The organism is Kineococcus gurbantunggutensis (genome assembly GCF_050871925.1).
Lineage (GTDB): Bacteria > Actinomycetota > Actinomycetes > Actinomycetales > Kineococcaceae > Kineococcus.
Window position 1 is genome coordinate 1 of record NZ_JBJLSG010000111.1, and the last position, 16060, is coordinate 16060.

Sequence of the window (16060 nt, forward strand, 5' to 3'; positions counted from 1 at the left end):
CCCCCCCCCCCCCCCCCCCCCCCCCCCCCCCCCCCCCCCCCCCAGCAACACAACCCCCCAACCCAACACCCCCCCCCCGCGGGGCGGGGCGGGCGGGGCGGCGGGGTGGAGCGGGAGGGCGGGGAGGGACGGGGTGCAGGGGCGCGGGTGTGGGGGGTGCGGGGTCGTCAGGCGTCGCCGGCGGTGACGGCCGCGGCCTCGGCGGGCGAGCCGGCCGCCGGCGCGGGGCGGTGCACGACGACGTGGCGGCGGCCGGAGACGAGCACCAGCAGGCCCGCGGCCACGCCGAGGGCGCCGAGCACGAACGGCGCCCAGTCGCCCAGGGAGTCGCCCAGCTCGCCGGCCGCCCACGCGGCGATCGCCCCGCCGGCGAAGCGCACGGCGGAGTACGCCGCCGACGCCGTGGAGCGCTGCGCGGGTGAGACCTCCATGACGAGCTCGGTGACGACGGTGTTGTTCACGCCCAGGAACAGCCCGGCGACCACGGTGCCGACGACCAGCACGGCGCGGGTGCCGGAGCAGGCGGCCTCCACGGCCAGCACGAGCGCGAACAGCGTGAGCATCGCGCCCACCACCGGCACCTGCCCGAAGCGGCGCTGCAGGCGCGGGGCGATCCACACCGAGGCCACCGCCAGGCACAGGCCCCAGCCGAAGAACACCAGGCCCAGCCGGACCGGGGAGGCGATGTCCAGGGCGAAGGGCGTGTAGGCCAGCAGGGTGAAGAACCCGAAGTTGTAGAGGAACGCCGTGACGGCGACGGTGCGCAGGCCCCGGTGGCGCAGCGCGCGCACCGGGTCGCCCAGCGACGTGGGCGCCGCGGGGCGCGGCGTGGCGGGCAGCACCACGACGATGACCAGGAAGGCCACCGCCATGAGGGCGGCGGTGCCGAAGAACGGCCCGCGCCAGGACACCTCGCCCAGCAGGCCGCCGACGAGCGGGCCCGCGGCGATGCCCAGGCCCAGCGCCGCCTCGTACAGGACGATCGCGGTGGCGGTGCCGCCGCTGGCGGCGCCGACGATGGTGGCCAGCGCGGTGGCGATGAACAGCGCGTTGCCCAGGCCCCAGCCGGCGCGGAAGCCGATGATCGCGCCGATGGAGCCGGAGGAGCCGGCCAGGGCGGCGAAGGCGACGATGAGCAGCAGCCCGGCCATGAGGGTCCTCTTGGCGCCCAGGCGGCTGGAGACGAAGCCGGTGAGCAGCATCGCCAGGCCGGTGATGCCCAGGTAGGACGTGAACAGCAGCAGCGTCTGCGCCTTCGTGGCGCCCAGGTCGCCGGCGATGGCGGGCAGGATCGGGTCGACCAGGCCGATGCCCATGAAGGACACGACGGCGGCGAAGGCGACCGCCCACACGGCGGTCGGCTGGCGCAGGAGCCCGTGGCCGCCGTGCCCGCCGGGACCGCCGCGGGCGTCCTGGTGGGGGGTGGCTGCGGGTCCGGTGGGAGCGGTGCTCGGCACGGGGCCTCCTCTCGGGGAGCGGGTGGTGGGGTCGGGGGGTCAGGCGGTCGGGGCGGTGGTCCCGCGCACGGCGCCGGCGAGGCGGTCCAGCAGGGCCGCGGCGTCCTCGGCGCCGGTGCGCCCGTCGTCGCCGAGCAGCGCCAGCGCCTCGCGCAGCGGCTCGGCCAGGGCCCGGCGGTGCTCGGCCAGGGCCTGCGCCCCGCGGGCGGTGAGGTGGACCAGGACGGCGCGCGCGTCGTCGGGGTCGGCCCCGCGCAGCACGAGGCCGGCGTCGGCGCAGCGGGTGACCAGGGCGGTCATGCTCGGCTGCGCGCAGCGCTCCAGGGCGGCGAGCCGGCTGACGCGCAGCGGCCCGCGGCGCTCGAGGTTGCCGAGCACGCGGCCCTGGGTGAGCGAGAGCGGGGTGGCCGCGGCCGCCGCGGTGGCCGCGCGGGTCAGCTCCGAGCAGGCGACGAGGAGCCGGGCGGCCAGCCGCTCATCAGGTTGCATAGGGACACTATACGACCGTGCGGACCGCGGCGCGGGCCGTGGTGCGGGCGGGCGGCGGGGGAGGTGGCAGGCGGGCGCGCGGCGTGGTGAGGTGGAGCGGTGGACGCAGCAGCGGGCAGCGAGCAGGACCGGCCGGCGGGCGTGCCGCCCGCCACGGGCGACGAGCACCGCCGCGGCCCCGACCGGCGCAAGCTCATCGACCTCACCCGCGCCGAGCGCGGCGAGCCCGAGCGGCGCCGCTTCGTCGGCGTGGACCGCCGCGCCCCCGACCCGGACGAGGTGCCCGTGCCGGAGCTGGAGCAGGACCAGGACGTGCCGCCGCGCCCCGAGGAGGACGTGGCCGACGCCGGCGAGGACCGCGGCTGAGCGCTCCCCGCCGGCCGCGCCCTCACGCCAGGGAGCTGAACGCCTCCACGTCCCGGATCTGCCCCGAGACGATGATCACGTCGTCGGCGGACAGCACCGTCTCCGGCGTCGCGTAGGTGAAGCCCTCGCCGGGGCGGTGGTGCGCCACCACCGTCACCCGGTACGTGCTGCGCAGCTTCGCGCCGCTGAGCGTCTGCCCCACGATCGGCGTGGGCGGCAGCGTCTTCGCCATCGCGTACCCGTCGTCGAACTCGATGTAGTCCAGCATCCGGCCGCGCACCAGGTGCGCCACCCGCATGCCCATCTCGTGCTCGGGGCGGATCACCTTGTGCGCGCCGAGCTGGGTGAGGATCCGCGCGTGGGACTCGCTGATCGCCTTCGCCCACACGTTGCGGATGCCGAACTGCAGCAGCGTCGAGACCGTCAGGATGCTCGCCTCGAGGTTCGTGCCGATGCCCACCACGGCCCGGTCGAACTCGTGCACCGAGAGCTGGCGCAGCGCCTCCTCGCGGGTGGAGTCGGCCACCACGGCGTGGGTGAGCTGACCGGCCAGCTCGTCGACGAGCTTGGGGTCGTTGTCGATGCCCAGGACGTCGACCTGCCCGTCCTCCATCAGCTCCAGCGCCAGCGACCGGCCGAACCTGCCCAGGCCGATGACCACCACCGAGCGCGGCCGTGCCGCCGCGGACCTCCTAGCCAATGATCGGCCTCCCTTCGGGGAACTCGTAGGCGCGGCCGCGCTCGCGCAGGGCCAGCGCGGCCCCCAGGGTGATCGGCCCCAGTCGGCCCAGGAACATCAGACCCGCCAGGATCACCTGGCAGGAGTCCGGCAGCTGCACCAGCAGCCCGCACGACAGCCCCACGGTGGCGAACGAGGACACCACCTCGAAGAGCACCTGGTCCACCGGGGCTCGGGTCAGCTCCACGATGACCAGCGTCGCCACCACGACCACCGCCAGCGAGACCAGCGCCACCGTCAGCGCCTGCCGGTACACCCGGTCCGGCACGGTGCGGCCGAAGACCGCCACGCTGGGCTCGCCGCGGAACTCCGCGAACACCACCACCAGCAGCAGCGCGAACGTGGTGACCTTGATGCCGCCGGCGGTGCTCGCCGAGCCGCCGCCGATGAACATCAGCACGTCCATGACGAGCCAGGAGCCGCCGTTCATCTGGGTGATGTCCACCGAGTTGAACCCCGAGCTGCGCGTGGCGGTGGTCTGGAACAGCCCCGCCAGCGGCCGCGCCCACCAGTCCAGCGCCCCCAGCGTCGCCGGGTTGCGCCACTCGTTGACCGTCAGGAACACCCACCCGAACACCAGCAGCGCCGCCGTCGTCGTCAGCGTCAGCTTGGTGTGCAGCGACCAGCGCCGCGGGCTGCGGAACTGCCGCCGCAGCTCCAGCAGGACCGGGAAGCCCAGCCCGCCCAGCGTGCCGGCCACCATCACCGGCCCGCACATCCACGGGTCGGCCACGAACGCGGTCATGCTGTCCGAGCGCAGCACGAACCCGGCGTTGTTGAAGGAGGAGACCGCCAGGAAGCTCCCCTCCCAGAGCGCCGCGCCGAGGGAGGCGCCGTAGCCGGTGAGCAGGCGCCCGGTCAGCAGCACCGCCGTCACCAGCTCCACCACCAGCGAGACCCGCACGACGCCCAGCAGCACCGCGCGCACGTCGCCCAGCTCCAGCCCGCGCGACTCGGTGGCCGTGAGCATCCGCGAGCGCAGCCCCAGCCGCCGGGAGGCGAACACCCCCAGCAGCGAGGCCGACGTCATGATCCCGAAGCCGCCGACCTGCGCCAGGACGAGGATGACGACCAGCCCGAACGTCGACCAGTGCTCGCGGGTGTCGACCACGACGTGCCCGGTGACGCACAGCGCGCTGACCGCGGTGAACAGCGCGTCGACGAACTCCGCCGCGCCCGGCCCGCGCCGCGACACCGGCAGCCACAGCAGCGCCGTGCCCAGCGCCACCACGGCCGCGAACGCCAGGGCCACGACCTGCGCGGGGTGCCGGGACAGCCGGCGGCGGGCGGGCAGCGTGCCGGTCGGGTCCACCACCTGCTCCGCCTCCGCTCGCCGGGGCCCGCATCCGGCCCGCTGGCGATCAGGCTAGGGCAGAGCGCGCCCGGACCCCGGCCCGCGCACCCGCGCGGGTCCGGCGCCGCCCGCGCGCCGGTCCCCGCGCGCCCGGCGCTCAGGCGCCGCCGGGCTCCTCGCCGGGCTCCTCGCCGGGCACCTCGAGCAGCTCCAGCAGGTCCTCGCGGCCGAAGAAGCGCGCCGCCTCCAGCGCGCTGGGGCTGCCCAGGTACGGGTCGGCGTCGGCGGCCACGAGCGCGGCCACCAGGTCGCGGTGGCCGTTGACGACGGCCGCCGCCAGCGGCGTCTTGCCGCGCGCGTCCACCTCGTCCGGGTGGCAGCCGCGCTCCAGCAGCGCCCGCACCGTGGACTCGTGGCCGTGGTAGGCGGCCAGCATCAGCAGGCAGTCCCCCCGCGAGTCGGTGGAGTCCACCGGCACGCCCGCGTCCAGGTACAGGCACAGCTCGCGGGTGCGGCCCTGCCGGGCCGCCTCGAACACCCGGTGCGCCAGTTCCAGGGCGCGTTCCTCACCGGCGTCCGAGGGCCCCACGGGCTCGGCCCACCGGTCACCGCCCTCGCCCAGCCCGGTCACGGCGCCAGGGTAGGTCGCCCGGACCCGCGCCGCACCCCCTCGCGCGCCACCCGGCGGGCGGCGGGCTCAGTGCTCGTCGAAGACCACGCCCACCGTGCGCATCGCGGTGCTCAGCCCCGCCAGGTACGCGCGGGAGACCTCGTACAGCGCGTGGCCCGCCTCGCCCACCCGCTCCGGGTCGTCCTCCTCGTAGGACAGCACCGCGCGCAGCGCCCGGCCGGCCGCGCCGCGGCCCTCCAGCAGCGCGGTGCGCACCGAGCGGGCCACCCCCGTGGTCTCCACCAGCTCGCCCTCGGCCAGGCCCAGCACCGAGGACACCCCCGACAGCAGGCCCACCGTGTACGCCAGGTCCGGGTCCGCCGGCGTCAGCCGCGCGCACGCCCCGGCCCGGGCCAGCACCGTCGTCAGCGACTCGGTGTCCACGCTGGTCACGCCGCCCAGCAGCATCAGCACCACCCACGAGCACAGCTGGCGCCGGCCCAGCAGCACGATCGCCTGCCGCAGCGAGGTGATCTCCTCGCGGGTGCCCGCGTACGCCGAGGACACCGTGCGCAGCACCCGCAGGCTCAGGCCCGGGTCGGAGGAGACGAGCTGCTCGATCTCCCCGATCGGGGCGTCGCTGCCGGTCAGGGCCCGCACCAGGCGCAGGCACACCAGCTGCGAGGGGGTCAGGCTCACCGACTCCAGCGTCACCGGCCGCTGCAGGCCGTAGCCCTGGAAGAGGTCGCAGCCGGCCGCCGCGCACCGCTCGATCGCCGCGTCGTCCTCCACGCGCTCGACGACCACCAGCGCCGCGGGGTTCACCCGCCGCACCAGCGCCAGGACCTCCTCGAAGCGCTCCCCGGTGGCCTCCAGGTCGATCTTGACGTACTCGGCGCGCCGCACCGCCGGCAGGCGGCCCTCCTCGCCGGCGAAGTCGTCCACGGCGATGCGGTAGCCGCGCTCGCGCAGCCGCTCCAGGCCCGCCAGGACCTCCGCGTCGACCTCCACGTCCTCCAGAAGCTCCAGCACCACCTGGCGCGGCGAGCACGGCACCGGCAGCTCGCCGGTGAAGAAGCCGCGGGTGAGGTTGATGAACAGCGGCCGGTCGCCGGCGATCTGCTCCACCCCGAAGTCGCCGAACGTGGCGCTGATGACCTGCGAGGTGGCGTGGTCCTGCTCGGCGCCGCTGGACAGGTCCGCGCTGGTGCCCCCGTGCGCGCGGAAGAGCAGCTCGTAGGCGACCAGGCGGCGCTCGGCGTCGTAGATGCCCTGCCGGCCCACGCGCACCGTGGCCACGCCGGCGCCCGTGCCGGTGCGTTCCGTGCCGGTGCGTTCCGTGCCGGTGCGTTCCGCGGCGGTCCTCGGGCGCGCCTCGGCACCGGGTCGCGCGGTCACCGCGCGGCTCCCGCGCGACCGGCGCCCCCGGCCCTCAGCCCGGTGCTGTCCACGTCGTCCTCTACGGCTGCCCGGCGCCGGACCTGTAGCCCCCGGCGCGCGGCGCTGGGCCGAACGGGTGCCGCGCCGGGCGCGGGGACGGGCGGCACCGCCGCCTCACACCCGCGTGCGGTGGAAGCGGGCCGCCGAGCGCGAGGGCGTCGGCCCCCGCTGCCCCTGGTAGCGCGAGCCGGACCCGGCGCTGCCGTAGGGGTGCTGCGCGGGTGAGGAGAGCCGGAAGAAGCACAGCTGGCCGATCTTCATGCCCGGCCACAGCGTGATCGGCAGCGTCGCCACGTTGGACAGCTCCAGCGTCACGTGCCCGGAGAAGCCGGCGTCGATGAAGCCGGCCGTGGAGTGCGTCAGCAGCCCCAGCCGCCCCAGGCTGGACTTGCCCTCCAGGCGCGCGGAGACGTCGTCGGGCAGCGTGACCACCTCGTAGGTGGAGGCCAGCACGAACTCGCCCGGGTGCAGGATGAACGCCTCGTCCGGCTCGACCTCCACCAGCCGCGTCAGCTCCGGCTGCTCCTGCGCCGGGTCGATCACGGAGTACTTGTGGTTGTCGAACAGCCGGAAGTAGCGGTCGATGCGCACGTCGACGCTGGAGGGCTGCACCATCGACGGCTCGTACGGGTCCAGCACCACGCGCCCGGCCTCGAGCTCGTGGCGGATGTCGCGGTCGGAGAGCAGCACGGCGCCACGCTACCGCCGCCGGACCCCGCGACCGCGGGGTCCGCGGGGCCGGGCTGGACCACGAGGCGGCGTCCGTTACAGTGGTGCCGTCCCGGCGAGCGCTGCCGGGTCGCGCGGGTGTAGTTCAATGGTAGAACTTCAGCTTCCCAAGCTGATAGCGCGGGTTCGATTCCCGTCACCCGCTCAGCGCGAGGCCCCGGTCCGGTGGACCGGGGCCTTCGTCGTCCCCGGGGCGTCCCCGCCGGGAAAACCCCGGCGGCCCCGGGCGCCCACCGGCGACGATGCCCGCGGGCACCGGGAGCGCCCGGCTCCCGGCCGGGGAGGGGGCGTCGTGCTGACGATCGGGATGCTGGGCGGGATGAGCTGGGAGTCCAGCGCGGAGTACTACCGCCTGGTCAACGAGCTGGTGCGCGAGCGCCTGGGCGGGCTGCACTCGGCCCGCTGCCTGCTGGCCTCGGTGGACTTCGCCGACGTGGAGCGCCTGCAGGTGGCGGGGGAGTGGGAGGAGGCCGGGCGGCTGCTGGCCGAGCGCGCCGCCGGGCTGCAGGCGGGCGGCGCGGACCTGCTGCTGCTGTGCACCAACACGATGCACGAGGTCGCCGACCGGGTGCAGGCGGCGGTGGGCGTCCCGCTGCTGCACATCGTCGACGTCACCGCCGCCGCCGTGCGCGCCGCGGGGCTGAGCCGGGTGGGGCTGCTGGCCACGGCGTTCACGATGGAGCGCGCCCCGTACCGCGAGCGGATGGCCGCCCACGGCGTCGAGGTCCTCGTGCCCGGTCCCGAGCAGCGCGCGCTGGTGCACCGCGTCATCTACGACGAGCTGTGCCTCGGCGTCGTCGACGACGGCTCGCGCGCCCGCTGCCGCCAGGTGATCGCCGACCTCGTCGCCGCCGGCGCGCAGGGCGTGGTCCTGGGCTGCACGGAGCTGGAGCTGCTCATCGGCCCCGGCGACTCCCCGGTGCCGGTCTTCCCCAGCACCCGCCTGCACGTCGAGGCCGCCGTCGAGCGGGCCCTGGCCCCGCTCGCCCGCACCGGTGAGCAGCCCGCCCAGCCCGCCGCCTCAGCCCGCTGACGCCGCGCCGGGCGCGGGCGGCGCCCCGGGTGCGGGCGGGGCCAGCGCCCGCACCTCGCGCAGCACCGCGTCCCAGGCGATCCCCGCCCCCGGCTCGCCCTCGACCACGCGCACCCCGGCCGAGCGCAGCACCGCCAGGTGCCCGGCCCACGCCGGGTGGGCGGTGAACCCGGTGCTCGCGCGCGGGTGCACCACCACCGGCACCCGCCGCGCGCCGATCGCCTCGCACACCGGGGTGACGGCCTGGTTGTCCGCGATGCCCAGCGCCAGCTTGGCCACCGTGCCCGCCGTGGCCGGGGCCACCACCCAGCACAGCGGGTCCGGGTGCGGGCGCGGCTGGTGCGGCAGGCGCGAGGTGCTGCGCACCGCGGAGCCGGTCGCCGCCGCCAGGCGGCGGTCCTCGCCGGCGTCCGCCAGCCACGCCGCCGCGGTGGGCGTCGCGCTCACCACGACCGTCCAGCCGTCGGCCAGCAGCGGCTCCACCAGGCGCGCCCGCAGGTCCGTCACCCCGCCGGCGGCGCTGCACGCCAGGCCGAGGACGCGGGCGGGCGCGGGCGAGGGGTGGCGCACGCCCAGCACCGTAGGGGGACCGCCCCCGCGGCGGCGCCCCGCCTCCCGCCACACTGGGGGGCGAGCCCACCCGCGCTCTCGGACGAGGGGTGCCGTACCCGACCCGCGACAAGACGGCACCGGAGGGGAACGTCGTGCACTGGACCGTCCTCGTGGTCTCCGGCGCCCTGGAGGCGGTGTGGGCCACCGCCCTGGACCGCTCTCAGGGCTTCACCCGCCCCTGGCCCACCGCCGTCTTCGCCGTCGCCGTCGTCGCCAGCATGGCGGGCCTGGCGTACGCGATGCGCGCGCTGCCCGTCGGCACCTCCTACGCGGTGTGGGTGGGCATCGGCGCCGTCCTGACCGTGGCGTACTCGATGCTCACCGGCGCCGAGACCGTCTCGGTGCTCAAGCTGCTGCTCCTGGCGGGCATCGTCGGCTGCGTCATCGGCCTGAAGCTCGCGCACTGACCGGCCGGCCACCGCCGCCGGGGCCCCCGCGCGCCCCGCGGCCCGCCCGCGGGCGCGGCGGGCCACCCGGGCCTAGGGTCGTCGCGCGCACCGGGGACCGCTGCGCGTGACGACGGGGTCGACGACGGGAGCGGGCGCGTGGCGCTGAAGGTGCTGTTCATCGGGGGCACGGGGATCATCAGCTCCGCGTGCGCGGAGCTGGCCGTGCGGCGGGGGGTGGACCTGACGGTCCTCAACCGCGGCGGGACCTCCTCGAAGCGGCCGCTGCCCGAGGGGGTGCGCCAGCTCACCGCGGACGTGCGCGACACCGCCGCGGTGCGCGAGGCGCTGCGCGGGCGGGAGTTCGACGTCGCGGTGGACTTCGTGGCGTTCACGCCCGAGCACGTCGCCGCCGACGTGGAGACCTTCCGCGGCCGGGTGGGGCAGTACTGGTTCGTCTCCAGCGCCTCCGCCTACCAGAAGCCTGTCGGGCACCTGCCGATCACGGAGTCCACGCCGCTGTCGAACCCGTTCTGGCGGTACTCGCGCGACAAGACCGCCTGCGAGGACCTGCTGCTGCGCGCGCACCGCGAGGAGGGCTTCCCCGCCGCGGTGGTGCGCCCCAGCCACACCTACGACCGCACCTCGGTGCCCACCACGGACGGCGGCTGGACGGTGGTGGAGCGCATGCGCCGCGGCGCCCCCGTCGTCGTGCACGGCGACGGCACCTCGCTGTGGGTGCTCACCCACCACAGCGACTTCGCCAAGGGCTTCGTGCCGCTGCTGGGCGAGGCCGCCGTCACCGGCGGGGCGGTGCACGTCACCTCCGACGAGGCCCTGACCTGGGACGCGGTGCACCGCACCCTGGCCCGCGCCGCCGGCGTGGAGGACCCGCACCTGGTGCACGTGCCCTCCGACGCCATCGCCCGCGAGGACCCCGAGCGCGGCGCGAGCCTGCTGGGCGACAAGGCGCACTCGGTGCTCTTCGACAACACGAAGGTCAAGCGGCTGGTGCCGGGCTTCGCGGCCACGACCACCTTCGCCGCCGGGGCCCGCGAGATCGTCGAGCACCACGACGCGCACCCGGAGCTGCGCCGGGTGGACCCGGAGGCCGACGCCCGCCACGACCGCCTCGCCGCCCGCTGGGGCTGAGGCGCGCCGCGGCGGGCGCCGGGGACCGCGGGCGGTCCCTCAGGCGTCGCGGCCGTCGCGGCCGGCGCCCAGGCCGGGGGGCTGCTCGCCGAAGCTCTTGCGGTACCAGACGGCCGCCTGGCGCTCCACGAGCAGGCGGGTCAGGCCGATGATCGCGCCGGAGGCCAGCGCCCAGGCGACGGCCTCCTTCCACGCCACGTCCGGGTCCTCCGGGTTGTCCGGCGGCGCCGACTTCGTGACGCCCACCCAGACCTTCTTCGTCAGGCGGCTGGCGATGCCGCTCGCCAGGATGCCGGCCCCGGGGCCGGCGAGCTTCCAGATGATCGAACCCATGGCGAGCACCCTGCCCTACAGCAGGTCGAGGAACCAGCGCAGCGCCGGCAGCAGCGCCGTGGCGGCGGCCCCGACGAGGGCCACGATGAGCACGACGGTGATCAGGCGCACCGCCCTGGAGGGGCCGCCGTCGGGCCCGCGGAGGTGTCGCAGCACGCCCCCATCCTCCCCGACGCGCGCGGCGCCCGGTCCACCCTCCCCGCGGTGATCGAGGAAGTGGCCACTCCCTCGATCACCGCGGGGAGGGGGGCGGGTGCGGCGGGTAGGGTGGGGCGCGAACGACAGGGGAGCGCCGCAGGGCGCTGAGAGTGCGGGCAGCCGCAGACCCTCGAACCTGACCCGGTTAGCACCGGCGTAGGGAGTCGGGCCTTCCTCGACCCGTGGCGAACGGCGCCGCGGGTCCCCCTCCTGCACCCAGGAGGTCCTCGTGAGCACCACCACCAAGACGACCCCGCGACGGTCCGCGGCGCGCTGGCGCACCGTCGACATCGTCACCGCCGCCGTCCTCGGCGTCGCCTTCGGCGTCGTCTTCTGGGGCTGGGACCAGGCGTACAACGTCTTCAGCCCCGCCTTCAACGTCTTCCCCCCGATCGCCAGCGTCGTCGGCGGCGTGTGGCTGCTGCCCGCCGTCGTCGGCGCCCTCGTGGTGCGCCGCCCCGGCGCGGCGCTGCTGGTGGAGATGGTCGCCGCCAGCGTCGAGGCCCTGCTCGGCAACCGCTGGGGAGCCGGCGTGCTCGTCTCCGGCGCCGTCCAGGGCCTGGCCGTGGAGATCGCCGTGGCGCTGTTCCTGTGGCGGCGCTGGACCCTGGGCGTGGCCGTGCTGGCCGGGGCGCTGGCCGGGGCGCTGGAGTCCGTCTACGAGATGTTCGTCAACTACGCCGGCGCCTGGCAGGTGGGCTACAAGCTCGTCTACCTGGGCTTCTTCACCCTCTCCGGCGCGCTGATCGCCGGCGTCGGCGGCTGGGCCCTGGTGCGGGCGCTGGCGCGCGCCGGCGCCCTGTCCGCCTTCGCGGCGGGCCACGAGCACCGCGCCCGTGGCTGAGGCCGCCCCCACCGCGCCCGCCGCGCTGCGGGTGCGGGGCCTGGGCGTCACCCCGCCCGGGGCGGCTCGGCCGGTGCTGGCGGACGTGGACCTCGACGTGCCCGCCGGGCAGCGCGTGCTGCTCGCCGGGCCCAGCGGCTCGGGCAAGTCCACCCTGCTGCGCGCCCTGGCCGGGGTGCTGGAGGAGGGCCCGGGCGGGGAGCCCACCGCCGTCGGGGAGGTCCTGGTCGGCGGCGAGCCGGTCCGCCCCGGCGCCGCGGGCCTGCTGCTGCAGGACCCCGTCGACGCCGTCGTGGCCGCCACCGCCGGGCGCGACACCGCCTTCGGCCCGGAGAACCTGGGCCTGGCGCGCGAGCGGGTGTGGGAGCGGGTGGCGCGCGCCCACGCCGCCGCCCGCTTCACCGCCGGGCCCGAGCGGGAGGTGGCGACGCTGTCCGGCGGGGAGCGCCAGCGCCTGGCCCTGGCCGGGGTGCTGGCGCTGCTGCCGGGCGTGCTGCTGCTCGACGAGCCGACGTCCATGCTCGACGCGCCCACCGCCGCCGCGGTGCGCGCGGCCGTGCTGGAGGCCGCCGCCGGGCGCACCCTCGTCGTCGTCGACCACGACCTCGCCGGGTGGGCCCCGCACGTGGACCGCGTCGTGCTGCTCGGGCGCGACGGGCGCCCCGTCGCCGACGGCCCGCCCGGGCGGGTGCTCGTGCCCGGCGCCGGCTCCGGGGAGCTGTGGCTGCCCGGGGCGGGCGAGCCGGTGCCGGCCGAGGTGCCCGCCGGGCTGCTGGCCCCGCACCGGGCGGTGGGGGGCGACGCCCTGACCGGTGAGCGCCTGGGCCTGGTGCGCCGGCGCCGCGGGCTGCGCCCCTCCCCGCCGGCCACGGTGCTCACCGGCGTGGACGTGCGGGTGCCCGCCGGGCGCACCACGCCCCTGGTGGGCGCCAGCGGCTCGGGCAAGTCCTCGCTGCTGGGCGTCCTGGCGGGCCTGACCCGGCCCACCTCCGGGGACCTGCGCGCCGCGCCCGCGCTGGCCGGCGGGCTGCGCCCGCAGCCGTGGCGGTGGCGCTCGCGGGAGCTGGCCGCCCGCTCGGCGTGGGTGCCGCAGACGCCCGAGCACGCCTTCGTGCGCACCACCGCGCGCGCCGAGGCGGCCGCGACCGCGACGGCGCTGGGCCTGCCCGCCGAGCGCGCCGACGCCCTGCTGGAGCTGCTGGGGCTGGCGCACCGCGCCGAGGTGGACCCCTTCCGCCTCTCCGGGGGCGAGCAGCGCCGGCTGGCGCTGGCGGGGGCGCTGGCCGCCGGCCCGGCGGTGCTGCTGGCCGACGAGCCCAGCGTCGGGCAGGACCGGCGGACCTGGTCGGCGGTGGTGGGCCTGCTGCGCGCCGCCGCCCGCGACGGCGCCGCCGTCGCCGTCAGCAGCCACGACGAGCGGCTGGTGCGGTGCGTGGACCCGGACGGCGCCGGCGCGGTGCGCCTGCACGCCGGCCGGCGCGTCGGCGCAGCGGCCGCGCCGGACCTCGCGGTGGGGAGGGCGTCGTGAACCTCGGACGCCCCGCCGGTGACGCTGAGCGACAAGTTATCCACAGCCTTGCCCACAGCTGTGGGAAAAGCCTTGGGGACAACCCTGTGGGGAGCCCTGTGGACGCTGTGGAGAACTACACAGCTGTCATTCCCCCCACCCCCGCGCAGCGCCGCGGCGCCGGTCCCGGCCCGCTCGTGCGGCACTGCGGGCCGCTGCCGCTGCTGGCCGTCTCCCTGCTGGCGGTGCCCGCCTCGTTCACCGTCACCGGCGTGGCGGCCGGCGCCGCGGGGCTGGCCGCGCAGGCGCTGTGCCTGCCGCTGGTGGTCGAGCGCTGGCGCGCGCTGCCGGGCCGGCTGCTGCCCGGGGCGATCGGCGCGCTGTCGGTGGGCTGGTCGGCCTGGCTGCTCGGCGAGCCCGGCCAGGGCGACCCGCTGCTCGCCGCGCTCACCGCCGCGCTGCGCCTGGCGGTGCTCGTGGTGCCCGGGGCGCTGCTGCTGGCGTGGCTGGACCCCAGCGAGGCCGGCGACCACCTCGCCCAGCGCCTGCGGCTGCCCGGCCGCGTCGTGGTGGCGGTGGTGGCGGCCTTCGGGCAGCTCTCGGCGCTGGCCGACGCCTGGGACCAGCTCGCCGCCTCCCGGCGCGCGCGCGGGCTGGGCCCGGGGCGCGGGCCGCTCTCGCGGGGCCGCTGGCTGGTCTCCACCGCCTTCGGGCTGCTCGTGGACGCCGTGCGCCGGGCCGGGCGGGTCTCCACCGCGATGGACGCGCGGGGGGCGGCGGCCGCGACGGCGCGCTCGTGGGCGCTGCCGGCGCCGTGGCGGGGTGCGGACACCGCCTGCCTGCTGCTGGGGGTGCTGGTGCTCGCCGTGCCCGCGGTGGTGGCGGCGCTCACCGGGGCGCCCGGCTGAGCTCAGCCGGGCCCGGTTCAGCCGGGCCCGGTTCAGCCGGGCCCGGCGGCCGCGTCGAGGGCGGCGCGGGCGGCGGCGACCACCACCGGGTCGGTCTGCCAGCGCGCGCTGCCGCCGGCGCTGCCCAGGGCCACGCCGCCGGCCCCGCGCGGGTCGGCGGCCCGCTTGGCGGACAGGTGCACCGCCCGCGCCCCGGTGGCCAGCAGGGCCGCGACGTCGCCGGGGCGCACCCCGCCGCCGGCCACCAGCGGCACCGGTCCCAGGGCGCGGGCCATCCGGCGCAGCACGTCCGCGCCCGCGCCGGCGGTGGGCGCCCCGCCGGAGCTGAGCACCCCGTCCACCCCGAGCGCGGCCGCGGCCACCGCCGCCGCGACGGGGTCGGCGGCGTGGTCCACGGCGCGGTGCAGCACCACCGCGCACCCGGCGCGCTGGAGCTGGGCGGCCTCGACCCAGCGCCGCAGCGCGCCGGCGTCGAGGGTCCCGTCGGCGCGCAGGGCGCCCACCACGACGCCGGCGGCGCCGGCGCGCACCGCGTGGCGCACGTCGCGCGCGGTGAGGTCGACCTCGTCGGCGTCGTGCACGAAGTCCCCGGGCCGGCAGCGCACCAGGACGTGCACGCCCCGCCCGGCGCGCGCGGCGACCTCGAGCGCGGTCTCCAGCAGCGCCGGCGAGGGGGTCAGCCCGCCCAGCTCCAGCGCGCTGCACAGCTCCAGCCGGTCGGCCCCGGCGCCCAGGGCGGCCGCGGCGCCGGCGGGGGAGGTGACGGCCACCTCCAGCAGGGGTGCGGGTGCGCCGGTCACGGGGTGGGCAGGTCCCACACGTCGGCGAGCACCCCGCCGCCGGGGGTGTGCCGGGCGTCGGCGGGGGAGTCCAGCACCACCAGGAGCTGCTCGCCGTGCCCGCCGCCGTGCGCGCCGGCCGGCAGCACGGCGATGCCCTCGGCGTGGTCCTCGCCGCGCCCGTGCGGCAGGTCCAGCACGACGGGCAGGTCCCCGGCGCGCACGACGGCGGCGGCGTCGCGCGCGCAGGCGCCCACCCAGCGGTGCACGCGCACCGGCCCGGACAGGCTCATCGAGGGCCCGGCCAGCACGAGCAGGTCCTCCCCGTGCGGGCACAGGTCGCGCACGCCCAGGCCCTCCAGGTCCAGCAGGTGCAGGCGGTAGCGCCTGCCCTCGCCGGGGCCCTTGGCGAACCGCTCCAGCCGCAGGCGGTGCGGGTCGTCGGGGTCGGTGACCGGGCGCACCTCGGCGACGACGGCCCAGCCGCGCAGCACGGGCCCGCGGAAGCCGACGTAGACGCGCACCTCGCCGTCGTCGCGGGCGTGCACGGCCACGCCCTCGACGTCCACGCCGTTGTCCTTGCTGGGGATCGCGAAGAACGGCCCGAGCAGGTCGTCGTCGGCGAGCAGCTCGGCCAGGGAGTCCCCGCGCCCGCCCAGGACGGCGGCGGTCAGCTCCCGCCCGCCGTCGCGCACGGTGCGGGCGGGCAGGCCGGTGGCGGGGTCGACCGGCAGGCGCACCAGGACGTAGCGGTTCTCCTCGCGCACGACCTTCGCCAGGCGCTTGCGGGCCTTGTCGTCGGGGTCGGAGGGGCGGATGCGCTTGCGCTTGAGGCTGTGCGAGCCGACGGCCCACAGCCACGGGCCGAGGCGGGCCAGGCCCTCCACGTCGGCCTCCTCCTCGCCGGCGGGCAGCTCGACGAGGTCCGCCAGGCGCACGCCGGCCTCCTCGCCGTAGCCCACGACCCGGCCGTCGCCGTCGCGCTGCGCGGTGAGGCGCTCGAGGGTGGCGGTCTCGTCGCCGGCGACCCAGAGGTGCTCGCCGTCGGCGCGCACGGCGGAGAGGTTGGTGTGGGTCGAGCCGGCCCGGGAGGCCTCGGAGAAGTGCAGCGGCACCTGCCGCGCGGGAGCGTCCACCCCCGCGACCCTAGCCAGGGCGGGGTGCGCCCGGCAGGGGTCGCGCGG

Annotated in this window: 19 protein-coding genes, 1 tRNA gene and 2 riboswitches; of the genes, 8 read left to right on the top strand and 12 right to left on the bottom strand. The window is 77.6% G+C overall.

Annotated features, from left to right (window positions below; translation table 11 throughout):
• Nucleotides 1-167 precede the first annotated feature (167 nt).
• Both ACRYR7_RS17860 and ACRYR7_RS17865 read right to left on the bottom strand, forming a co-directional pair.
• Nucleotides 168-1370 (bottom strand): MFS transporter, encoded by a 1203-nt coding sequence (locus ACRYR7_RS17860; RefSeq protein ID WP_432573479.1) that lies wholly within the window; start codon nucleotides 1368-1370, stop codon nucleotides 168-170.
• A gap of 126 nt (nucleotides 1371-1496) precedes the next feature.
• On the bottom strand, nucleotides 1497-1946 hold the full coding sequence (locus ACRYR7_RS17865) for a MarR family winged helix-turn-helix transcriptional regulator (protein WP_432573462.1): 450 nt from the start codon (nucleotides 1944-1946) through the stop codon (nucleotides 1497-1499).
• A 99-nt stretch (nucleotides 1947-2045) separates the two neighbouring features.
• Here ACRYR7_RS17865 and ACRYR7_RS17870 point away from each other — a divergent pair, with 99 nt between their 5' ends.
• On the top strand, nucleotides 2046-2312 hold the full coding sequence (locus tag ACRYR7_RS17870) for a hypothetical protein (RefSeq protein ID WP_432573463.1): 267 nt from the start codon (nucleotides 2046-2048) through the stop codon (nucleotides 2310-2312).
• A 22-nt stretch (nucleotides 2313-2334) separates the two neighbouring features.
• Here ACRYR7_RS17870 and ACRYR7_RS17875 read toward each other — a convergent pair whose 3' ends face one another.
• From ACRYR7_RS17875 to dcd, 5 genes are all read right to left on the bottom strand, one after another.
• Nucleotides 2335-3012 (bottom strand): potassium channel family protein, encoded by a 678-nt coding sequence (locus ACRYR7_RS17875; protein ID WP_432573464.1) that lies wholly within the window; start codon nucleotides 3010-3012, stop codon nucleotides 2335-2337.
• Nucleotides 3005-4363 carry a TrkH family potassium uptake protein gene (locus ACRYR7_RS17880; protein WP_432573465.1) on the bottom strand — a complete coding sequence of 453 codons (1359 nt, stop codon included), beginning with the start codon at nucleotides 4361-4363 and terminating at the stop codon, nucleotides 3005-3007. The genes ACRYR7_RS17875 and ACRYR7_RS17880 overlap by 8 nt, the downstream gene beginning before the upstream one ends.
• 139 nt (nucleotides 4364-4502) lie before the next feature.
• Nucleotides 4503-4976 (bottom strand): ankyrin repeat domain-containing protein, encoded by a 474-nt coding sequence (locus tag ACRYR7_RS17885; RefSeq protein WP_432573466.1) that lies wholly within the window; start codon nucleotides 4974-4976, stop codon nucleotides 4503-4505.
• A 66-nt stretch (nucleotides 4977-5042) separates the two neighbouring features.
• A complete protein-coding gene (locus ACRYR7_RS17890; RefSeq protein WP_432573467.1) occupies nucleotides 5043-6353 on the bottom strand; it encodes an EAL and HDOD domain-containing protein in 1311 nt (436 codons plus the stop codon).
• 156 nt (nucleotides 6354-6509) lie between these two features.
• Nucleotides 6510-7085: a dCTP deaminase gene (gene dcd, locus ACRYR7_RS17895; RefSeq protein WP_432573468.1), complete on the bottom strand. Its 576-nt coding sequence runs from the start codon at nucleotides 7083-7085 to the stop codon at nucleotides 6510-6512.
• Nucleotides 7086-7198: 113 nt separating this feature from the next.
• Between dcd and ACRYR7_RS17900 the strand changes: the two genes are divergently transcribed.
• Together ACRYR7_RS17900 and ACRYR7_RS17905 are read left to right on the top strand one after the other, a co-directional pair.
• Nucleotides 7199-7269 (top strand) — tRNA-Gly (locus ACRYR7_RS17900).
• Between the two features lie 147 nt (nucleotides 7270-7416).
• A complete protein-coding gene (locus ACRYR7_RS17905) occupies nucleotides 7417-8157 on the top strand; it encodes an aspartate/glutamate racemase family protein (RefSeq protein ID WP_432573469.1) in 741 nt (246 codons plus the stop codon).
• Here ACRYR7_RS17905 and ACRYR7_RS17910 read toward each other — a convergent pair.
• Nucleotides 8146-8727: a flavoprotein gene (locus tag ACRYR7_RS17910; protein WP_432573470.1), complete on the bottom strand. Its 582-nt coding sequence runs from the start codon at nucleotides 8725-8727 to the stop codon at nucleotides 8146-8148. The genes ACRYR7_RS17905 and ACRYR7_RS17910 overlap by 12 nt on opposite strands.
• A gap of 55 nt (nucleotides 8728-8782) precedes the next feature.
• A riboswitch (guanidine-III (ykkC-III) riboswitch) is annotated at nucleotides 8783-8850 on the top strand.
• Between the two features lie 11 nt (nucleotides 8851-8861).
• On the opposite strand from ACRYR7_RS17910, the gene ACRYR7_RS17915 reads away from it, so the two are divergent.
• Complete coding sequence (locus tag ACRYR7_RS17915; RefSeq protein ID WP_432573471.1) at nucleotides 8862-9176, top strand: DMT family transporter; 315 nt, start codon at nucleotides 8862-8864, stop codon at nucleotides 9174-9176.
• Between the two features lie 138 nt (nucleotides 9177-9314).
• Nucleotides 9315-10307: an NAD-dependent epimerase/dehydratase family protein gene (locus ACRYR7_RS17920; protein ID WP_432573472.1), complete on the top strand. Its 993-nt coding sequence runs from the start codon at nucleotides 9315-9317 to the stop codon at nucleotides 10305-10307.
• A gap of 39 nt (nucleotides 10308-10346) precedes the next feature.
• Here the strand turns inward: ACRYR7_RS17920 and ACRYR7_RS17925 are convergent, their stop codons facing one another.
• On the bottom strand, nucleotides 10347-10640 hold the full coding sequence (locus ACRYR7_RS17925; protein ID WP_432573473.1) for a DUF4235 domain-containing protein: 294 nt from the start codon (nucleotides 10638-10640) through the stop codon (nucleotides 10347-10349).
• Between the two features lie 15 nt (nucleotides 10641-10655).
• Nucleotides 10656-10796, bottom strand: a complete 141-nt coding sequence (locus ACRYR7_RS17930; RefSeq protein ID WP_166610023.1) for a hypothetical protein — start codon at nucleotides 10794-10796, stop codon at nucleotides 10656-10658.
• 117 nt (nucleotides 10797-10913) lie between these two features.
• Nucleotides 10914-11018: riboswitch (TPP riboswitch) on the top strand.
• A 49-nt stretch (nucleotides 11019-11067) separates the two neighbouring features.
• Here ACRYR7_RS17930 and ACRYR7_RS17935 point away from each other — a divergent pair.
• The 3 genes from ACRYR7_RS17935 to ACRYR7_RS17945 all read left to right on the top strand — a co-directional run bounded on the left by ACRYR7_RS17935 (nucleotide 11068) and on the right by ACRYR7_RS17945 (nucleotide 14097).
• The gene (locus tag ACRYR7_RS17935) at nucleotides 11068-11682 is read left to right on the top strand and encodes an ECF transporter S component (RefSeq protein WP_432573474.1); all 615 of its coding nucleotides are present in this window, start codon (nucleotides 11068-11070) and stop codon (nucleotides 11680-11682) included.
• Nucleotides 11675-13210 (top strand): ATP-binding cassette domain-containing protein, encoded by a 1536-nt coding sequence (locus ACRYR7_RS17940; protein ID WP_432573475.1) that lies wholly within the window; start codon nucleotides 11675-11677, stop codon nucleotides 13208-13210. Before ACRYR7_RS17935 ends, ACRYR7_RS17940 begins: the two co-directional genes overlap by 8 nt.
• 98 nt (nucleotides 13211-13308) lie before the next feature.
• Nucleotides 13309-14097 (top strand): CbiQ family ECF transporter T component, encoded by a 789-nt coding sequence (locus ACRYR7_RS17945; RefSeq protein WP_432573476.1) that lies wholly within the window; start codon nucleotides 13309-13311, stop codon nucleotides 14095-14097.
• Between the two features lie 32 nt (nucleotides 14098-14129).
• Here the strand turns inward: ACRYR7_RS17945 and ACRYR7_RS17950 are convergent, their stop codons facing one another.
• Together ACRYR7_RS17950 and ACRYR7_RS17955 are read right to left on the bottom strand one after the other, a co-directional pair.
• The gene (locus tag ACRYR7_RS17950) at nucleotides 14130-14897 is read right to left on the bottom strand and encodes a copper homeostasis protein CutC (protein ID WP_432573477.1); all 768 of its coding nucleotides are present in this window, start codon (nucleotides 14895-14897) and stop codon (nucleotides 14130-14132) included.
• On the bottom strand, nucleotides 14894-16012 hold the full coding sequence (locus ACRYR7_RS17955; RefSeq protein WP_432573478.1) for a DUF3616 domain-containing protein: 1119 nt from the start codon (nucleotides 16010-16012) through the stop codon (nucleotides 14894-14896). Before ACRYR7_RS17955 ends, ACRYR7_RS17950 begins: the two co-directional genes overlap by 4 nt.
• Nucleotides 16013-16060 lie beyond the last annotated feature (48 nt).

Coding starts and splice junctions, on each gene's coding strand:
- ACRYR7_RS17925 (WP_432573473.1), bottom strand. CDS start 10,640: ATGGGTTCGATCATCTGGAAGCTCGCCGGCCCCGGGGCCGGCATCCTG.
- ACRYR7_RS17865 (WP_432573462.1), bottom strand. CDS start 1,946: ATGCAACCTGATGAGCGGCTGGCCGCCCGGCTCCTCGTCGCCTGCTCG.